The sequence below is a fragment of the Segatella asaccharophila genome, from assembly GCF_054687055.1.
The window spans coordinates 1-21,290 of sequence record NZ_BAACAN010000027.1 but is presented as its reverse complement, the minus strand read 5'-3'; the positions used below and the strand labels follow the sequence as shown (position 1 = coordinate 21,290).

Genomic DNA, 21,290 nt, shown 5'->3' with positions numbered 1-21,290 from the left:
GCGGTCTCTTTCTTGTGAAAGGGATTTCCGGCCCATCTTGAGAATTTAATATCGTATTCTGATGCCGGGAATACCCATATCATACAGAAGTCAATGACCGTTTGGGTTAAATTGCTTTAATAGAAAATGAAATTTATAAAAGGCAGGGCATATCTGAAAAATTATTGGTATATTTGCACGCAATAAATTTTTTAAATTACAATATGTCATCATTTGTTGCAGATAAAATTGTAATGGACGGTCTTACATTTGACGACGTCCTGTTGATTCCCGCTTATTCTGAAGTATTGCCTAAAGAGGTAGAGTTAAAAACAAAATTCACTCGTCACATCAATTTGAATGTTCCTTTTGTGACGGCAGCTATGGACACCGTAACAGAATCGGCAATGGCCATTGCCATTGCACGTGAGGGTGGTATTGGAGTGATCCATAAGAATATGTCTATTATGGAGCAGGCCCGTCAGGTGGCCATTGTCAAGCGTGCAGAGAACGGCATGATCTATGACCCGGTAACCATCCGCCGTGGAAAGACGGTAAAGGATGCACTGGGCATGATGCATGAATATCATATCGGAGGAATACCGGTAGTGGATGAAGAAAACCATCTCGTAGGTATTGTCACGAATCGTGACCTTCGCTTCGAACAACAGATGGATAAGAAAATTGATGACGTGATGACCAAGGAAAATCTGGTTACGACACGTCAGCAGACAGATCTGAAGTCGGCTGCGCAGACCCTTCAGAAATATAAGATAGAAAAGTTGCCGGTCGTAGATAATGCAAATCATCTGGTAGGACTGATCACTTATAAGGATATCACGAAAGCTAAGGACAAACCGATGGCCTGCAAGGATGAGAAAGGTCGTCTGCGCGTTGCTGCCGGAGTAGGAGTTACGGTGGATACACTTGACCGGGTACAGGCGCTCGTTGAGGCTGGAGTTGATGCTATTGTCATTGACACAGCTCACGGACACTCTAAAGGAGTAGTCGGAAAACTGGAAAAGGTAAAGTCCTCTTTCCCGAAGGTTGATGTCGTAGTAGGCAATGTAGCAACAGGTGAGGCTGCCAGGTTCCTGGTTGATCATGGAGCTGATGCGGTGAAAGTAGGTATCGGACCAGGTTCTATCTGTACTACCCGTATTATTGCCGGAGTAGGTGTTCCACAGCTGAGTGCCGTCTATGATGTTTATTCTGCATTGAAGGATACCGGTGTTCCATTGATTGCAGATGGAGGTATCCGGTACTCCGGTGATGTTGCCAAGGCACTGGCTGCAGGAGGAAATTGTGTTATGATCGGATCCATGGTTGCCGGTTGTGAAGAGTCACCTGGTGATACGATCATCTTTAATGGCCGTAAATTCAAGGAATATCGTGGGATGGGTTCTCTTGAGGCAATGGAGCAAAAGAATGGATCCCGTGACCGTTATTTCCAGAATGACATCAGTGATGCCAAGAAACTTGTTCCGGAAGGTATCGCAGGTCGTGTACCTTACAAGGGAACGCTGCAGGAAGTGATTTATCAACTCGTGGGCGGCTTACGCTCCGGAATGGGCTATTGCGGAGCAGCGACGGTACAAGATCTTCATAAAGCCAAGTTTACGCGTATTACGAATGCGGGTGTACTGGAGAGTCATCCTCATGATATTACCATTACCAGTGAGGCGCCTAATTACAGTCGTCCTGAGGAAATGGAATAAAAACAATAAAGTCATCTGCCACCATGAGAATTCAGACGTTGTTAGTGGCCTCCTTCCTTTTGATGGGAATTACGGGGAGAGCTCAGGAAGATCCGGTCGTTATGACGATCGGCGGGGAGCCGGTGAACCTTTCTGAATTTGAATATTTTTATGATAAGAATAATTCAGAAGGAGCGATTGACAGAAAAAGTGTAAAGGATTTTGTTCCGTTTTTTGTGGATTACAAACTGAAGGTCAGGGCGGCTCAGGATGCACATCTTGATACTCTTCCTTCTTTCCAGCGCACTTTCCAGGCTTATCGTGACCAGCAATTAAGGCCATTACTGTTGAGTTTGGGAGATGTTGAGAGGGAGGCTCATAAAATCTATGGCTCTACCCGTCAGCGCATAGATGATCATGGTGGTATGATTAAGGTGGCTCAAATTCTGATCCCTCTGGGGCAAAGGGCTTCTGAAGGGCAGCAGCGGACCGCAGAACGGCTTGCTGATTCCCTCTATAATGCGTTGAGAAAAGGTGCTTCCTTTGCTGATCTGGCCCGCAGGTTCTCAGGTGATTCCGGATCTGCATCCACAGGTGGAAATCTGCCTTGGATGGTCCGGGGACAAACGCTCAAGGAGTTTGAAGATGCGGCCTGGGGACTACGGGTGGGAGAGATCAGCCACCCGGTTCTTTCGCCGGCGGGCTATCATATTATATTATTGAAGGATAAGCGTTCTTTCTTTCCTTACGATTCTGTAGAGACAGACATTCGCCGGTTTATAGCGTCCAGTGGTCTACGGGAACAGTTGATTGATCATAAATTGGATTCCTTGGCAGACATAGCCCAAATGGACCGTGAGACGGTCCTGGTCCAGAAAGAAAGCGAGCAGATGGCTCGGAACCCGGGGTTGAAATATTTGATTCAGGAATATCATGATGGTCTTCTGCTTTATGAGATCTGTGACCGGACAATCTGGAATCAGGCTGCCTGGGATGAGAAGGAGCTAAAGAAATTTTTCAAGAAGAACAAGAAAAGATACCGGTGGAGCCAGCCTCGGTTCAGAGGGGTTGTCTGCTATTCTAAGGATAAAGGACAACTGGAAGCTGCCTGGAAAAGTTTGAAGGGCAGACCTTTTGAAAAGTGGTCAGACATACTGCGGAACACTTTCAGTGGAGATGGTACTGTCCGGGTGCAGAGCGGGATATTCAAACAGGGTGATAATGCCTTGGTTGACCGGGATATATTTAAAGTCAAGGAAGTGCCCCAGCCAGTGACCGGCTATCCTTATTCAGGAGTGTTTGGAAAGAAACTGAAAAGGGGGCCTAAAGACCTTTCTGACGTGCAGCCACTGGTGATCGTTGACTATCAGGATTTCCTGGAAAAGCGATGGGTGGATACTTTGCGAAAGAAATATCCGGTAAAAGTAAATGCAACTGTATTGGCTACGATAAATCAACATCATAATGAAATCATGAAATGAAAAAGGAACAACATATATTTTTAGCCTTTATGGCTTTTCTGCTTCTTTTGGGAATTGGTTCCTATGCTGCTCAGTCCCGTCAGGGATTGAGGGCTAAAGCAGTACCGGGTTTTTCTCTGCGTGATTCTGGTAAGACAGCAATACCCGGAGAGGTTCATAATGCCGTTAAGGTTCGTCCAACTGCAAAAAAGCAGGATTCTGCAGAGGCCGTCTCTGCTCCTGACGAAAACAGTATTGTGGACGAAGTAATCTGGGTGGTTGGCGATGAGCCGATATTAAAATCAGATGTCGAAGCCTTGCGTTTGCAAGGTGAAGCTGAAGGGATGAAATTCTCGGGAGATCCCGATTGCTCTATTCCTGAACAACTTGCCGTACAGAAACTTTTTCTCCACCAGGCTGCTCTGGATAGTATCCAGGTATCTGAATCGGATGTCAGTTCGGGCATTGATCAGCAGATTGACTATTGGGAACAAATGATTGGCTCAAAGGAAAAGTTGGAAGAGTACCGCAAGGAGAGTGTTGCTCAGATGCGTGAGGAAATGCATGATGAATTCAGAGACCGGCAACTCATCCAGAAGGAACGTGAAAAGATCGTGGAGGATGTCAAGGTTACCCCCGGACAGGTCCGTACCTATTTCAGGACGGTTCCAGCCGATAGTATCCCTCTCGTTCCGACAGAGGTAGAGGTGGAGATCTTGACTCATCATCCAAAGGTCACACAGGCTGAAATAGACCGGATAAAAGCCCGTCTTCGTGATTTTACGGACCGTATCAATAAGGGGGAGACAACCTTTGCCACTTTGGCACGTCTTTATTCGGAAGATCCTGAGTCTGCCCGTAATGGAGGAGAACTGGGCTATGTAGGTCGTGGAATGCTGGATCCTTCTTTTGCCAATGTAGCCTTCAACTTGACAGACCCTAAGAAGATTTCGAAGATTGTCGAGAGTGAATATGGATACCATATCATCCAGTTGATTGACAAGCGTGGCGATAAGATTGACGTCCGTCATATCCTTTTGAAACCCCAGGTGTCCGACTCGGCCATTGTTAAGTCAACAGAGCAGTTGGATTCCATTGAAAGAGATATCAAAGCAAAGAAATTCTCTTTTGAGGAGGCTGCGACCTTCCTTTCTGATGATAAGGATACGAAGAGTAATCATGGATTGATGGTGAATAATTCGCAGACGTCTCGTACTTCCCGTTTCCAGATGAAAGACCTTCCTACGGAGGTGGCCCGTGTGGTAGATACCTTGAAAATAGGTGAAATATCAGTTCCTTTTCAGATGATCGATTCAAAGGGAAAGACAACGATGGCAATTGTTAAACTCATTAATAGAGTAAAGGGACACCGGGCCAGTATATCTGAAGATTTTCAGGTCATGCGTGAGGTGGTCCTGAATAAGGAACGGGAGAAAGTCCTTCAAAACTGGATAGAGAACAAGATCAAGCACACCTATATACAAATGAATGACCGATACAAGCATTGTCATTTCCAATATCAAGGTTGGGTAAGATGATTTTAAATAAGGTGGCAAACTCAATCTACCGCGGGCATAGATTCATTTTTTTGATTCTATGCCTGTTTGGCCTTTTCCTGTCTCAAGCTATGACGATGGATAAAAAGCATCATCCGTCAAACACAACCGACAGGATCTATCTTTTACATTCTGATGAACTTTATTATAACCAGTTTGGCAATCATCCGGGAGCACAAGTTGTCAAGGGGCATGTTGCCTTCCGCCATCAAGGCGCATTCCTGTCTTGTGATAGTGCTTATTATTATCAGGAATCCAATTCAGTCAAAGCTTTTGGCCATGTCTATTTCCGCCAGGGAGACACCCTCTCCCTGAGTTGCGAGCGAGCTACATACGATGGCACAGCACAACAGATGGAAGCCCGCAAGAATGTTGTCGTTCATCACCGGCGCCAGATATTACGTACGGACAGTTTAAATTACGACCGTCTTTATAATCAGATCTTTTTCTTTGACGGTGGCTCTCTCGTAGACGGTCACAACCGGTTGGTGTCCGACTGGGGCACCTATTATCCTGAGACCAGACAGGCTGTGTTCTATTATAATGTTCATTTGAGGAGTCCTAAGCATATCATTTCTACGGATACCCTGTATTATGACGTGAAAAAAGCATCCGCTCACATTCTCGGCCCGAGGTCGACAATCCGCTCCGGCCAGACCGTCATCCGAACCTCAAATGCCTACTATAATACCCGCACGGACCGTGCACGGATGTATGGCCGTTCAACGGTTGTCGACGGTACCAGAACGATTACGGGCGATAGCCTTTTCTATGTCAAGAACGGAAACAGCTGGGGATATGGACGGGTAGTCTATAGAGATAATAAGAACCAGAACGCCTTGCATTGTGGCCTCTTTCGCTATAATGAGCGGACAGGATTTGGTTTTGCAACGCATAATCCTGTGGCTTATGAATATTCACATAAGGATACGCTCTATGTCCACGCTGATACGATGAAAATCTACACTTTTAACATCAACAAGAAGGATGCTTACCGTAAAGTGCTGGCTTTTCATAAAGTAAGGGCTTTTCGCACGGACATTCAGGCCATCTGTGATTCTCTGGTTTACAACAGCAAGGATTCCTGTATGACCATGTATCACGATCCAATTGTCTGGAATGCGGGCCGTCAGCTGTTGGGTGAAGTGATCAATGCCTATCTGGCGGATTCTACCCTTCGGAAGGCAGATGTGATCGGTCAGGCTCTGTCTGTTGAGATCCTTCCGGACAGTATACATTTCAATCAGATTTCTTCAAGGGTAATGCACTCTTATTTTAAAAATGGAAACCCTCATCTCTCAGTGGCGATAGGCAATGTACAGGCTGTTTACTATCCGGTTAATGATAAAGACAGTTCTCTGACGGGACTGAACTATACGGAAACGGATACGATGAGAATGTATATGTCTCCACAGAAACAACTGCAACGTATCTGGATGCCGAAATCACAGGGAACCATTTATCCGATGACACAGATTCCGCCTTCAAAATTAAAACTCCCTGATTTTGAATGGTTTGCCGATCTTCGGCCTAAAAACAAAGATGATATCTATGTATGGCGGGGGAAGGGTCATGGGCAAAAGCTAAAGGCCCAAAAGCGTCACCAGGCTCCTTTGCAGCATATCGGGGACCAAGAGCACCTGAGCGAAGTACCGCCTAAGAATGATGCGCGGAAACCACGGCCTTTGCAGCCGAAGTCTTAGACCTGTGGTATCGTTCAAACAGGGAAATATCGATCCCTTAATAATTAGGTATAAGTAAAGACGTTTTAGGTCAGGGATTCTTTCTGGTATGAAATTTGCTGATAGCTTAAAAGCAGGATATTGATAGGGTCTGAAACAGAAGATTTTTACTGTGAAGGGCTGGTTTCCTGATCGATGAAGTAGAATCATAAAAAGTTGGTTTATGAGTGATAGAATACAACTTCTTCCGGATTCTGTAGCCAATCAGATAGCAGCAGGGGAAGTGATACAGCGACCGGCATCTGTCATCAAAGAGCTGGTTGAGAATGCTGTGGATGCCGGAGCAAAGACTGTCCATGTCGTGGTGGTGGATGCCGGTCGTACTTCCATTCAGGTGATAGATGACGGTTGTGGTATGTCAGAGACGGATGCCCGTCTGGCCTTTGAGCGTCATGCTACTTCCAAGATCAGGCAAGCAGAGGATCTGTTCGCACTTCATACGATGGGTTTTAGAGGAGAAGCCTTGCCCTCCATTGCGGCAGTTGCACAGGTGAAGTTGAAAACGCGTCAGGCCCAGGACGAGATCGGTTCTCAGCTATCGATCTCTGCTTCAGAATTTGTGAGTGAAGAGCCTTGCTCCTGTCCGGTAGGGAGTAATTTTAAGGTTGAAAACCTGTTCTTTAATGTTCCTGCGCGCCGGAAGTTCCTGAAGTCGAATACGACCGAACTGAATAACATTATCACCGCTTTTGAGCGTATTGTGCTGGTAGATCCGCAGATTACATTTACCTTGCATAGTAACGGCGCCGAACTTTTCAGTCTTCGACCGGGTAATTTCCGGCAGCGGATTGTGGAAGTTTTCGGGAAACGGTTAAATCAGGATTTACTGCCTTTAAAGGTGGATACGACACTTTGTAAGATTAACGGTTTTGTAGGGAAACCGGAATCTGCCAGAAAAAAGGGTGTCAAGCAGTTCTTTTTCGTCAACGGACGGTTCATGCGTCATCCTTATTTTCATAAAGCCGTGCTCAATGCTTATGAGCGACTGATTCCTTCAGATGAGCAGATCCCATACTTTCTCAGTTTTGAAGTAGATCCCCGGAATATTGATGTGAATATCCATCCGACCAAGACCGAAATAAAATTTGATAATGAGCAGGCGATCTGGCAGATTCTTTCAGCTGCTGTAAGAGATGCAGTAGGAATGTTCAATGATGTTCCTTCGATAGATTTTGATACTGTCGGTAAGCCGGATATTCCGGTGTTCAATCCTGATAGTAACATGGTGAATCCGAAAGTTAATTATAATTCCGACTATAATCCGTTCAACACAATGTCTTCTTCCGGACGGGCTACTTCCAACTCTTCATCTCAGTGGGGAGAACTTTATAAAGGATTGGGGAAGGAACAAGGACATCCTGAAGAGGAGATCTTTCCTGAAAGCAAAGTTTCCAGCTCCGATCGGCAGTCCCGGATAACAGATGAAAAGTCGCCTGCCCATTATCAATATAAAGGAAAATACATTCTTACGGCAGTGAAATCGGGACTGATGTTTATTGACCAGCATAGGGCTCATGTCCGTATCCTTTACGAACAATATCTTCAAAGACTTGGGCAGCATAAAAACCATTCTCAAAGAGTTCTTTTTCCTGAAGTTGTTCAGATACCTGCTTCTGATCAGGTCATGTTGAAAAAGGTCTTGCCGGAAATGGAAGAACTCGGCTTTGAACTTTCTGATCTGGGGAAGGGGAGCTATGCTGTCAACGGCGTTCCTGAAGGTCTGGAAGGGTTGGATTTTTCCAGACTGGTTTCGGATATGATCAGTTCTGCCATAGAGAAAGGATCAAAGGTTAAAGAGGAGATGGATCGTACCTTGGCTGTCAGTCTGGCTCGTCATGCAGCGATACCGCAAGGGCAAGTACTTAACAATGACGAGATGGAAAATATTGTCAATAGTTTGTTTGCTTGTCCCCATCCTAAGTACACTCCGGATGGAAAATGTATTGTGGGGATTCTTCCACAGCAGGAGATAGATCATCTGTTAGATGAGTCACAATGAGAAAAGCGGAAGGAAAGTGGTCTGTTAGAGTCGTAAAGGGGAAGGGAGAGAAGAACATTGCCTTGAGAATGTAAATTAAATTCCAAACTGAAGGCTAAAACAGCTGGAAAAGCGGTTGAAGTCTTGTGTAAATAAAATTTTTAGTTAAAAACTACAATTTTATTTCAATAAAGACGGATAATATTGAAAATAATGTTTATCTTTGCGAAGAAATTAAGAGTAATAATAAATTTAAATTGAGTGTTAAACTAAAAGTTATGAAAAAGTTTTTGATTCTTTTGGCTTGTGCTACTACGATGTCTACGGGCGTTTTCGCTCAAGATGACCAGAGTGCACAAGACGCTACACCTTCACAGAAGTACAGTGTGGCAACAAATTCTTTCTGGAGCAATTGGTTTCTCCAGGGAGGTGCCAGTTGGAATGCATGGTATTCTAATGAGGAACGTGGATTGGGTCTTGCCAAATCTCCGTTGAAGAAGTTTCGTTCTAATCCCGGTGCTTCTATCGCTTTAGGAAAATGGTTTACTCCGGGAATTGGCCTTCGTACCAAAGTTCAGGGCATTTGGGGTAAGAGCGTTACCGATGATAATAATTATGGTAACTTCAATAAGTACTGGACCGTCAATGAGCAGGTAATGTTCAATCTGAGCAACCTGATCTGTGGCTACAATCCAAGTCGTGTATGGAATGTGATCCCATTTGCAGGTGCAGGTTTCACTCGTTCTATGACTTACAACCGTTATGCAATGGACCTCAGTGTCGGTTTGCAGTCAAGTTGGAAGGTCAGCAAGCGGGTAAATATCTATGCTGAGGCTGGCTGGATCCGTATGGAAGGTGATGGTGATGGTATCCAAAATGGTGACTATGGTCATCGTGGCTGGGACTCTCACGACAATCAGTTGTATGCTGAACTTGGCCTCAATATCAACCTGGGTAAGGCTAGCTGGAACAAGGTTCCTGATGTAGACGCATTGAATGCTATGCACCAGTCTCAGATTGACGCTTTGAAGAGTCAACTGAATGATGCTAATGCTGAGAACGAGCGCCTGAAGAATGAATTGGCTAATCAGAAGCCAGCCGAGAGTGTAAAGGCATTTGTCAACACACCGGTTTCTGTATTCTTCAATCTTAACAAGGCTACGATTGCTTCTCAGAAGGATCTCGTAAATGTTCGCGCTTTAGCTAACTATGCTAAGGACAACAGCAGCAAGTTGAATGTTACAGGTTATGCTGACAAGGCAACGGGTACTCCTGCTTATAACCAGAAACTGTCTGAAAGACGTGCTCAGACTGTTGCTAACGAACTCGTTAAGATGGGTGTAGACAGCAGTAACATTAACGCTAAGGGTGAAGGTGGTGTAGATGATCTCTCTCCAATTTCCTTCAACCGTCGTGCAACTGTTCAGGTGGCTGAATAAGTCAATTTTTAAAGATAAAAAGAGAGGGCGGTTTCGCAAGAAACCGCCTTTTTTCGTGATCTTGATTTTCTTATGACCGGCAAGATGACGTCTTATGAGATCAGTTGTTCCTGTTTTATACGGGAATTGACAGACTTCACAGAGGTGATGATCCTATATAGGAAGTGTGTTTTTTAGAATTTTCTTAAAAAAAGCAACGAAAAGTTTGGCAGATTGAAAGAAAGTCTTTACCTTTGCACCCGTTCTCCAAACAAGGAGGGCGTTTAGCTCAGCTGGTTTAGAGCATCTGCCTTACAAGCAGAGGGTCGGCGGTTCGAATCCGTCAACGCCCACGAGGGGTGTTCCCTGTAGTCTTTCGGGACTGCAGGGATTTTTTGTTCCCGATTGCTCCAATTGAAAAATGAAGCAATCCAGGATTCCAAAAACGGATCATTTCGGATCCCTGATTCTGGGATCCTCATGGAGGAGCAATATGCATCATATCGGTCACAATTGACTATGGTCGTGAGAATCAGTGACTATGATTCTTATCGTTAAAACAATAACAATATTATTTGAACCCATTTTCATACTGCCGGAATCAAGGGCTTTGAACGAGTTGAGAAAGAATAAGGCTTGCTCGTTCTGGCATGAGTTTATATGTTTTTCTTTGTTTTAAAATAATTTATCAATTCTATTTTAGGCGTTATCGATTTTAATCATTATATTTGCATCAAAATAATATACACAATCATGAATCTTGATGTCTTAACAGCGATTTCTCCTATTGATGGACGTTACCGAAGTAAAACGGAACCTCTTGCAAACTATTTCTCCGAGTATGCTCTTATACGTTATCGCATTCGCGTGGAGATAGAATATTTTATCACACTTTGTGAACTGCCTTTGCCCCAGTTGAGGACTTTTGACCATCAGTCTTTTGATGAGTTACGGTCCATCTATAAAAATCTTTCTGAGGAGGATGCTCAACGTGTCAAAGATATTGAGAAGATTACTAATCATGATGTCAAGGCCGTGGAATATTTTATCAAAGAGGAATTTGATAAATTGGGCATTGAGGAGAAATATAAGGATTTCGTACATTTCGGACTGACTTCCCAGGATATTAACAATACGGCGGCACCTCTGATGATTAAGGAGGCCATCAATAATGTTTATATTCCGCAGCTTCAGGAAATGATAGATCTTCTTCAGAAGGATGCTGAAGAGTGGAAAAATATTCCTATGTTGGCCAAGACCCATGGTCAGCCTGCTTCACCTACCCGTCTAGGGAAAGAGATAGAGGTTTATGTCTATCGTCTGACTACACAGTTGGATTCATTGAAGGCCTGTAAGATTACGGCAAAGTTTGGTGGAGCTACGGGTAATTATAATGCACACCATGTGGCATATCCTGATTATGACTGGAAAAAGATAGGAGATCGTTTCGTTCATGATAAACTTGGTCTGGAGCGTGAGCAATATACGACTCAGATCAGCAACTATGATAATCTGGGCGCTGTTTTTGATGCCCTTCGTCGTATCAATACGATAATCATTGACCTTGACCGTGACTTCTGGATGTATATCTCCATGGAATATTTCAAGCAGAAGATCAAGAAGGGAGAAGTCGGATCCAGCGCGATGCCTCATAAAGTTAATCCGATCGACTATGAAAACAGTGAAGGGAATCTGGGGCTTTCAAATGCGATCCTCCAGTTTCTGGCTCGCAAATTACCGGTAAGCCGCCTGCAGAGAGACCTTACGGATTCTACCGTACTCCGGAATATCGGCGTGCCTTTAGGACATAGTATCATTGCCATACAGAGCACGATCAAAGGTCTTCATAAGTTGATCCTCAACCAGAAGAAGATAGATGAGGACCTGGATAATAACTGGGCAGTTGTGGCTGAGGCTATTCAGACCATTCTGCGCCGTGAGGGCTATCCGAACCCATACGAGGCCTTGAAGTCGCTTACCCGGACGAATGAGAAGATAACGGAAAAGAAAATTCATGATTTTATAGAGGGATTGAAAGTGAGTGATAGCGTCAAGGAAGAACTTCTTGCTATTACTCCAGGTAATTATACCGGAATGTGAGACGATAAGAAGGATTGTCGATTTTGTAAAAAGGTAGTGGAGGATTCCCGTCTCTTGATTTCTCAGCAATAACAAAGAATAATAATGTGTTTTCAGACAAACTAGAATAGTATTAATTTTAAAGAACATTAAGATTTTATTTTTAACTAACCTGGCCGTGAGGCCATTAAAGGAAATTTAGACATGGATTCAGAAGAAAACGAAAACAATCTAAAAGATACGTCTGCAACAAACAACGATAGCAGTCGCAACAACAACGACAATAGTCGGGAAAGTTATAAATTGCCGGATGGCACTCAAAATACTTATCGGGGTTCTGGGCGTCCCCGTCCCCGCATTCATGTTCAGAGAGCATACAGCTCTGACCGGGGTAATCCCGCCAATGGAGCTGACGGAGGTTTTATGCCCGAGGGGTTCGGTGGTGGACTTCAGGGGGGTAACGGCGCTCCGGACCATTCTTCGCATAATGGTTATACACCACATGGAGGGTATCATGCCTCCCGTGGAGGTTATGGCAATAACAGAGGTGGCTATAATTCCGGAAATTATAACGGCAATCATGGTTACGGGAATAACCGTGGAGGAGGATACCAGCCCCGGCAACAGGGTGGCTATCGTCCACGGTATAATAATGGCAATCAGGAAGATGGAGGTGGTTACCGTCCCCGTTATAATGCACCAGACTCAGAAGGAGGGTATCGCCCACGCTATAATAATTCTGACGAGGAAGGTGGTTATCAGCCTCGTGGCGGTTACCAGCCCCGTGGTGGTTATCAGCCTCGTGGAGGGTATCAATCCCGCGGTGGTTATAATAATAATCATGGTGGCTATCCGTCCCGGGGAGGTTATAACAACCGGAGCAGCTATGGTTATAATAATAACAATCGGGGTGGTTATGGCTATAACCGTGGAGGATATGGCAATAACCGTGGTGGCTATCATCAGCATACGGAAGGTTATGATCCGAATGCAAAATACAGTCAGAAGAAGCAGATTGAGTATAAGGAAGAAAATGTAGATCCGAAAGAACCGATTCGGTTGAATAAGTTCCTGGCTAATGCTGGCGTTTGCTCTCGTCGTGAAGCAGATGAGTTCATCCAGGCTGGTGTCGTTCAGGTAAACGGAAAAGTGGTTACCGAACTGGGCACGAAAGTTCTCCGTACGGATGAAATCAAGTTCCATGACCAGACCGTTACCTTAGAGAAGAAAGTCTATATCCTCTTGAATAAACCGAAGGGATATGTTACAACCAGTGATGATCCCCAGCAACGTAAGACCGTGATGGACCTGGTGAAGGGGGCATGCCCGGAACGTATCTATCCGGTCGGTCGCCTGGATCGTAATACTACAGGAGTCCTTCTGCTCACCAATGACGGTGATCTGGCCAGCAAACTGACTCATCCGAAGTTCCTGAAGAAAAAGGTCTATGCCGTACAACTCGACAAACCTGTTACGGCTCATGATCTTCAGCAGATTGCCGATGGAGTCACACTGGAAGATGGTGAGGTCCACGCAGATGCTGTGGAGTACACTGACGACAGGGATAAAACCCGGGTGGGTGTGGAGATACACAGTGGCAAGAACCGCATCGTCCGCCGGATCTTTGAAAGCCTTGGCTATCGTGTCATCCGCCTTGACCGTGTTCTCTTCGCCGGCTTGACTAAGAAATATCTTCGGCGGGGAGATTGGCGCTTCCTTACGGAGCAGGAAGTAGATATGCTTCGCATGGGAGCTTTTGAATGATTTAGGGGAGCCGGCTTTATACTTATTGAGCCGGCTTTTTGGCAATTAATACTGAAGAGAGAAATGAAAAGAACAAAAGTTATTGATGCCTTGAAGGGTACCGGTTTAGGGAATGTAATCAATGTGAAGGGATGGGTCCGTTTCCATCGGAGCAGTAAGGTCGTGGATTTTATCGCCCTGAATGACGGCTCAACGATCAAGAATATACAGATTGTCGTTAATCCGGCTGATTTGGATGAGGAAGTGCTGAAGAAGATTACAACAGGATCCTGCATCAGTGCAACCGGTATTCTGGTAGAGAGCAAAGGTAAGGGGCAAGCTTTTGAGATGCAATGTCAAAGTCTTCATATTTATGGCCTTTGCCCTTCAGATTATCCTATGCAGAAGAAGGGACAGAGTTTTGAGTATATGCGCAAATATGCCCATCTCCGGTTGCGTACGAATACTTTTGGGGCCGTCTTCCGTATCCGCCATCACCTTGCTATGGCTATTCATAAGTATTTTGACGAACATGGATTTTATTATTTTAATACCCCTTTGCTGACTTCTTCTGATGCTGAAGGCGCAGGAGATATGTTTCAGGTGACGACTCTGGATATTGATCATGATAAAATCCGTCCTGGAGAGAATGGGAAAACGGACTATAGTGAAGATTTCTTCGGTAAGAAAGTGAATCTGACCGTATCTGGGCAACTGGAAGGTGAACTTGGAGCAACGGCTTTGGGCGCCATCTATACGTTCGGGCCGACGTTCCGTGCAGAGAATTCAAATACTCCGCGCCATTTGGCTGAGTTCTGGATGATCGAACCTGAAATAGCTTTTATGGATATGCCCGAGTTGATGGATCTGGAGGAGGATTTTATCAAGTTCTGTATCAAATATGCTCTGGATCATTGCGCGGATGACCTGGCCTTTCTGAATAAGATGATTGATAAAGGACTGATCGAGCGCCTGCAAGGGGTGTTAAAGGAAGATTTCGTCCGCCTGCCCTATACCGAAGGGGTCAAGATTCTGGAAGAGGCTGTGAAAGGTGGTCATCATTTTGATAACCCCGTCTACTGGGGCGTTGATCTGGCCAGTGAACATGAGCGCTATCTTGTGGAGGAACATTTCAAGCGTCCGGTAATCATGACGGATTATCCCAAAGATATTAAGGCCTTTTACATGAAAATCAATGCTGATGACAAGACCGTACAGGGTACTGACGTGCTCTTCCCGCAAATCGGAGAGATTATCGGGGGAAGTGTGAGAGAGGAGGATTATGACAAACTCCTTTCTGAAATTGAGCGCCGTCATATTCCAATGAAGGATATGTGGTGGTACCTCGATACGCGTAAGTATGGCTCTTGTCCTCATGCCGGTTTCGGACTCGGTTTTGAACGCCTTGTACTTTTTGTTACAGGAATGCAGAATATCCGTGATGTTATTCCATTCCCTCGTACTCCGAAGAACGTAGAGTTCTGATCGGAAGGGGAATGAATCTTCGGGAGTAATCCTCGGTTCTTAAACAGAATCTTTTAAGTTGTTAGTATATTAATTGTTGAATAGCACGAATTCCTTCATCTCTCACTTGGCTGCAACTGAGCTTATAAGGGAAAGATGGAGGATTTCTATTATAAATGAATCAATAATTTCTATGGGGAAAATTATTTTAACGGGAGACCGTCCGACCGGCAAACTTCATCTCGGTCATTATGTGGGTTCGCTTCGCCGCCGTGTCCAATTGCAAAATGCGGGTGATTATGACCGGATGTTTGTCTTTATGGCTGATGTCCAGGCGTTGACAGACAATGCCGATAATCCTGAGAAAATCAGACAAAATATTATTGAAGTGGCCTTGGATTACCTTTCTGCAGGACTTGATCCTGAAAAGTGTACCCTTTACATCCAGAGCCGCATCCCTGAACTCGCGGAGTTGACGGTATATCTGGCTAATCTGGTCAGTGTCAGTCGTGTCCAGCGTAATCCGACAGTGAAGACGGAGATCAAGATGCGTAACTTTGAGGCAAATATTCCTCTGGGCTTCTTTTGCTATCCTGTTTCACAGGCAGCCGATATTGCGGCTTTCAAGGCTACTACGGTGCCAGCAGGTGAAGATCAGGAACCAATGCTGGAGCTGACACGCGAGCTCGTCCGTCGTTTCAATCAGATCTATGCCCCCGTACTGGTAGAACCTGAGATTATGCTTCCGGAAAATGCTTCGTCCCGCCGTTTACCGGGTACGGACGGGAAGGAGAAGATGAGCAAGAGCCTGGGCAATTGCATTTATCTGAGTGATGATAAAGACACGGTCTGGCAGAAAGTCCGTTCCATGTATACGGATCCGTCTCATATCAATGTGGAGGATCCCGGACATATTGAGGGGAATACGGTGTTCACTTATCTGGATGCCTTCTCTACAGAGACTGATTTTGCTGATTTCTGGCCGGAATATAAGAATTTGGATGAGCTCAAGGCGGCTTATACTCATGGTGGAATAGGGGACATGAAATGTAAGAAATTTCTTAATAAAGTCCTCATCAAGATGCTGGATCCGATTCGTGTCCGCCGGCATGAGTATGAACAGGACATTCCGGAAATTTATCATCTCTTGAAAAAGGGATCTGATGCCGCTCGTGAAGTGGCTGCCTCTACAATGGATGATGTCCGTAAGGCAATGCGAATTGACTATTTCGAGGATGAACAACTTATTCGTCAACAGGCTGAGAAATATAAAGCAAAATCCTGATTCTGAATGAATGACTTTTAGAAAGACTGGTCCAGGCGATCAGTCTTTTTTTATGTTTTCATGATTGGGTAGCAACTGGGACAGTATGTCAGTATCTGACGGCATGGCATCCGTGTCTTTCTTTCATCTTGACATGGAAAGGCATGATCTCTTGATGCAAGTCAAAATCAATGTTGAAGGATAGAAATAAAGTTTGGAATATTTGGATGATTCATCCAGAACTTATATATTTGTAATCAGAATAAGTAACTAAAAGGTTTATAAATAACGTATAAAAAAGAGATTTTCAATAGGTTTTAAAATGAGGTAAATCAGTTTTTCAGGTAATAACATAAGCAGTTGATAAAAGGTTGACGCCGTGAGGCGGAAACCGGAGGAGTAGGAGAGAAATTTTCTTATCCGATTATTTGTCTTTATAAGATGACGCAAGGATCCAGTATTGGGATTATTTATCGATCAGGGTCTTTCTCCATGTTAACAATTTTATGATTATTGCGGCATAAAACTGAATCTTCGTTAAATCCTGTTCTTCTTAATGTGTAGATGGAGAAAAAATCTTAACTTTGCCGCGGTGAAATTGGAAAGACGACGACAATATATAGCTCAGTTGCTTCTGGCAGTATTTGTGCCAGTGTTGCTTCTGACGATTACCCATCATCATAAGATGGTGGATAAACCTGCTGCGCCTTGCAAACTTTGTCTGCATCATGTACCTCATTCAGATCTCTCTTCAGGTGCCATGCTGGCTTTGCAGCATTGCGTCATTTGCCATTTTTCCACTATACCTTATGTCGTCCCTGTAGTAGCCGTACTACTTGCAGTGACCCTGTCCTATTTTATCTTATTTCTTTGGTGCAGAGTAGACTATACTTTTACTTTTTGTCCCTCTCATCATTCTCGTGCGCCACCGTATCAATTGTTTTGATCTTTTTCTTGGCTAAGGGATAATCTTTCCTTAGTGTAATTTATTTATTCAAAACAAATACGAAACATGAAAATATTTAATTTGATATTGTCACTGTTATGTTGTGCCATGACAGTGATAGCCGAGCCTGTCGGGCAAAAAGCCACATTACAGGGCACGGTGACGGATGCTGTTGATGGCAGTCCTCTTAGTGGAGTAATTATCTCCCTTCCTGGTCTGAATCAGAATACGGTGAGTGACGCCAATGGTAAGTATGTCTTTAGTAATCTTCCTGCTTGCAGGACAACTGTCCAGGTCAGTTACCTGGGGCATCAGACCCAGACAAAGACGATTGACTTGAGAAGGACGTCAATCATGAATTTTGTGATGAAAGAGTCTAATGCGATGATCAATGAGGTCGTGGTGACAGGTATTTCTGGAAATATACTGAGTAAGAATTCCCCTACACCTGTTGCTGTCGTGTCTGCTGATCAGTTGCTTACAACTTCTTCTACGAACATTATTGATGCTTTGTCTAAAGTACCGGGAGTATCCCAGGTTACTACCGGTGGAGGCATCTCCAAGCCGGTGATCAGAGGTTTGGGATATAACCGTGTGGTAGTCGTCAATGACGGTGTACGTCAGGAAGGCCAGCAATGGGGTGATGAACATGGTATTGAGATTGATCCTCAGACGGTAAATTCGGTAGAAATTTTGAAGGGTCCTGCAAGTTTGATGTATGGTTCTGACGCAATGGCAGGAGTGATCATCTTTAAGCGTGACCCGTTCCTTCCGGAAGGAAAGATGAGTGCTCAGGTCGGATCTGAATATCAGACCAACAACGGATTATTTGATTATACGGTTGATTTCGCGGGGAATCAGAAAGGATTTGTCTGGAATGGCCGTTATAGTGACAAAATGGCCCATGCCTACAAGAATAAATATGACGGTTATGTGCTCAATTCTCAGTTTCGTGAACGCGCTGCCAGTGGTGTCTTTGGCTATACTGGTTCCAAAATTACTTCCTTGTTGACGCTGAGCTATTATCATCTTACACCGGGAATCGTAGAAGGTGAACGTGATGACAAGACAGGTCAGTTTCTGATGCCTATTGATGATAATGGTGAGGAAGGTGAACGTATTGCTACTGACCATGAGCGGAAAACGTATGGCAGAGGAATGCCTTATCAGCAGATACATCATTACAAGGCTGTGCTGGACAACACGATTTATCTGGGCAGTGGTCAACTGAAAGCCTTGATAGGCTATCAGCAGAATCGCCGCCAGGAATTTGAGAACCCAGTGACTCCTAATACTTGCGGCCTGGGCCTCTTGTTGCGTACGGTCAATTATGATCTTCATTATCAGTCACCGGTTAATAATGGCTGGAGTATGGCTACCGGTATTAACGGTATGTTCCAGAAAAATGCGAATAAAGGTACAGAATACCTCATCCCGGCTTATCGGCTCTTTGATTATGGCGTGTTTGCCATGAGTGACAAGGATTTGGGTAATTTCCATTTTAGTGGAGGTCTTCGCTATGATCAGCGGCATCTCCATGGAGACGGATTGGTGGAGGACGGAGCGCAACGCTTTACGGCATTCTCTCATGATTACCACAGCTTTACGGGAAGTTTAGGGGCTACTTGGAATGCTACCAGACAGTTGAATGTCAGATTGAATATCTCACGTGGCTTCCGTGTGCCGACGATTAGTGAGTTAGCTTCAAATGGTGTTCATGATGGGACGGTACGCTATGAACTGGGAGATCACAACTTAAATCCGGAATACAGTTGGCAGGTTGATCTTGGCTCTGACTATACTTCTAATTTCGTTTCAGCTCAGGCCTCCCTCTTTGTCAACCGTATTAACCATTATATCTTCTCTCGTCAACTGGCAGATGCTAACGGTAAACCGATACTTACCGATGGCTTTGATACTTACCAGTTTACGGAAGGCAATGCCTGTCTGTCAGGTGGTGAGGTGGATGTAGACGTTCATCCTGTTGCAGCTTTGCATTTTGAGAATGACTTCTCTTATGTGAATTCTGTGCAGCTCCATCAGTCGAAAGATACGAAATATCTTCCTTTTACACCTGCTCCACGTTGGAACTCCTCACTGCGTTATGACTTTATCCGTGATGGCCAGTTGCTTAACAACACCTATGCAGGCATAGACATGGAATGTGACCTCAGACAGAATCATTTTTATGCTGCCGGTGGAACGGAAACAGCAACTCCATCCTATACGTTGTTCAATCTTTCTGCTGGAACGGAACTCCGTTGTCATGGTCGCAAAGTAGCTTCAATAGTTCTTACGGCTAATAACATCTTTAACCGGGCTTATCAGAGTCATCTGAGCCGTCTGAAATATGAAGATGTAAATAACATTACCGGTAGGAGAGGTGTTTATAATATGGGACGTAATTTTGGTGTTAAAGTACTCGTCCCTATCGCAATTTGAATATAATCGATCATAATTCTCAACCAGTTAGGGGATCATCTGATCCCATAACTGGTTGAACTAGTATATGCAGTAGTCTTACGTTTTTTTGTTATTGATTTGGAGGTTAACAAGAGCACTCTATATGCAAGTGCTCCTTCTGCAACATGCTATTAAGATATAATTCAGGATGTTTATAAATCTGCTGGTTTAAATTTCAGACCTAATATTCTTTCTCTAGTTCTTCTGGAACCCAAGAGAGAAATATTATGTTCATCACTTAAGTTTATAAAGTGCCCGACGATTTTGGACGGTTTTATAGAGTAGATCGGATGCCACCCACTACCAGGGCAATGGAAGTGATGTCATTGTAGGATAATTCAAAAGGATCATAGTCAGGATCGTCAGAGACAATGAGAATATGTCTCTTGTCATGACCAGGTTTGACACGTTTTATGATAGCTCCCTGTTTGGTGTCAAGTACATAAACATTATTCCATTGGAAGAAAAGGTCATCCAAAGGAATCCTTTTGCAGGCTACAATATCACCTGATCGGAATGCTGGCAGCATGGAAGGGCCTTTTACGGTTATTAAAAAATCAGCACCTGAAAAAGCGGGTATGACATACTGTTCACATTTTAACTTCATTATGGTTTGCTGTGAAGCAAGGACACCAGTCATAGTATTCAGAGGGACCAGTGGTATACTTTTTATGTTATAGCTGGTGATGGGGGCGGGTTCAGATATAAAACCGTCTTGATCATAAGTTTCGTTCTGAGGAAAAACTTTGTGAAATTTATGCTTTTCAATCATGTCCCCGTTTCCTGTAAACAACCAAGTCGGTGAAAGATCCGAATAGACATGTAGAATATTTTCTAATTTATCACTTCCAATTGCACCCTTGTTTTTTAGAGATTTTCTAAAAGAAGCATTAGACATTCCGATACTCTTTTCGAAGGCAGAGATGGATATTTTTTTATAGTCTAAATATTGTTTTATACGCTCTAGCACCATAGTGCGATTTCATAAATAATGTTAAATAGAGTATATTCTACGAAATAGTTTGTCTATTAATAGAATATTTCCTATATTTGCATTTGGATAATTACATTACTAGCTACAAATATAATAAAAATAACAGAATAATCTAAGGGAAGAGGGAAATATTCGTAGAAATAAATGAAGGTCGTCCTATCCAAAGATGTGTATGGAAAGTATAAATAATAGGGAAAGGGTGACTGAGGTGTTAAAATAAATGCTTATGAAAAAGTATTTTGAATTTGTAGAAGAGACGAGAACATAATCCTTTCAGAGGAATGTTTTTTATCAATCTAATATTTTGAAATGTGCTCATCAGGAATATCCAATGATTCCTGTGCTACTTATAAAAGAGTTTTCTTGTTACTCTTTTAAATCTTTCATTCGAAAATGTTTTTATTGCGAACAGCCTATAAATCGGCTATTCAGGTTTAACTTATTTGTTTTGACACAATAAAAGAATAAGCAGGCTGCGGTATGCTGTCTGCGGCTATTGGCTTAGGC

At 43.9% G+C, this 21,290-nt stretch carries 13 protein-coding genes and 1 tRNA gene; 13 read left to right on the top strand and 1 reads right to left on the bottom strand.

Annotated elements, in window-relative coordinates; genetic code table 11:
* Positions 1 to 203 precede the first annotated feature (203 nt).
* The 13 genes from guaB to ACYRYG_RS11690 all read left to right on the top strand — a co-directional run bounded on the left by guaB (position 204) and on the right by ACYRYG_RS11690 (position 19,768).
* Complete coding sequence (gene guaB / locus ACYRYG_RS11750) at positions 204 to 1,697, top strand: IMP dehydrogenase (RefSeq protein WP_293416989.1); 1,494 nt, start codon at positions 204 to 206, stop codon at positions 1,695 to 1,697.
* Positions 1,698 to 1,720: 23 nt separating this feature from the next.
* Positions 1,721 to 3,157, top strand: a complete 1,437-nt coding sequence (locus ACYRYG_RS11745; RefSeq protein WP_293427420.1) for a peptidylprolyl isomerase — start codon at positions 1,721 to 1,723, stop codon at positions 3,155 to 3,157.
* Positions 3,154 to 4,674, top strand: coding sequence for a peptidylprolyl isomerase (locus tag ACYRYG_RS11740; RefSeq protein WP_293416983.1), 1,521 nt, complete (start codon positions 3,154 to 3,156; stop codon positions 4,672 to 4,674). The genes ACYRYG_RS11745 and ACYRYG_RS11740 overlap by 4 nt, the downstream gene beginning before the upstream one ends.
* On the top strand, positions 4,671 to 6,395 hold the full coding sequence (locus ACYRYG_RS11735) for an OstA-like protein (RefSeq protein ID WP_293427418.1): 1,725 nt from the start codon (positions 4,671 to 4,673) through the stop codon (positions 6,393 to 6,395). Before ACYRYG_RS11740 ends, ACYRYG_RS11735 begins: the two co-directional genes overlap by 4 nt.
* A 202-nt stretch (positions 6,396 to 6,597) precedes the next feature.
* Entirely contained in the window at positions 6,598 to 8,433 is a 1,836-nt protein-coding gene (gene mutL / locus ACYRYG_RS11730; RefSeq protein ID WP_293416977.1) for a DNA mismatch repair endonuclease MutL, read from the top strand.
* A gap of 257 nt (positions 8,434 to 8,690) precedes the next feature.
* A complete protein-coding gene (locus tag ACYRYG_RS11725) occupies positions 8,691 to 9,851 on the top strand; it encodes an OmpA family protein (protein WP_293416974.1) in 1,161 nt (386 codons plus the stop codon).
* 257 nt (positions 9,852 to 10,108) lie between these two features.
* Positions 10,109 to 10,183, top strand: a tRNA-Val gene (locus tag ACYRYG_RS11720).
* Positions 10,184 to 10,583: 400 nt separating this feature from the next.
* Positions 10,584 to 11,930 carry an adenylosuccinate lyase gene (gene purB / locus ACYRYG_RS11715; RefSeq protein ID WP_293423855.1) on the top strand — a complete coding sequence of 449 codons (1,347 nt, stop codon included), beginning with the start codon at positions 10,584 to 10,586 and terminating at the stop codon, positions 11,928 to 11,930.
* A 183-nt stretch (positions 11,931 to 12,113) separates the two neighbouring features.
* Complete coding sequence (locus ACYRYG_RS11710; protein WP_460198237.1) at positions 12,114 to 13,673, top strand: pseudouridine synthase; 1,560 nt, start codon at positions 12,114 to 12,116, stop codon at positions 13,671 to 13,673.
* Positions 13,674 to 13,736: 63 nt separating this feature from the next.
* Positions 13,737 to 15,137 carry an asparagine--tRNA ligase gene (gene asnS, locus ACYRYG_RS11705; RefSeq protein WP_293416965.1) on the top strand — a complete coding sequence of 467 codons (1,401 nt, stop codon included), beginning with the start codon at positions 13,737 to 13,739 and terminating at the stop codon, positions 15,135 to 15,137.
* 172 nt (positions 15,138 to 15,309) lie between these two features.
* Positions 15,310 to 16,401, top strand: coding sequence for a tryptophan--tRNA ligase (gene trpS / locus ACYRYG_RS11700; protein ID WP_293416962.1), 1,092 nt, complete (start codon positions 15,310 to 15,312; stop codon positions 16,399 to 16,401).
* 571 nt (positions 16,402 to 16,972) lie between these two features.
* The gene (locus ACYRYG_RS11695) at positions 16,973 to 17,326 is read left to right on the top strand and encodes a hypothetical protein (protein ID WP_460198235.1); all 354 of its coding nucleotides are present in this window, start codon (positions 16,973 to 16,975) and stop codon (positions 17,324 to 17,326) included.
* 66 nt (positions 17,327 to 17,392) lie between these two features.
* On the top strand, positions 17,393 to 19,768 hold the full coding sequence (locus ACYRYG_RS11690; protein WP_293427416.1) for a TonB-dependent receptor: 2,376 nt from the start codon (positions 17,393 to 17,395) through the stop codon (positions 19,766 to 19,768).
* Between the two features lie 295 nt (positions 19,769 to 20,063).
* On the opposite strand, the gene ACYRYG_RS11685 is transcribed toward ACYRYG_RS11690, so the two are convergent.
* Positions 20,064 to 20,396, bottom strand: a complete 333-nt coding sequence (locus tag ACYRYG_RS11685) for a S24 family peptidase (protein ID WP_293423845.1) — start codon at positions 20,394 to 20,396, stop codon at positions 20,064 to 20,066.
* Positions 20,397 to 21,290 lie beyond the last annotated feature (894 nt).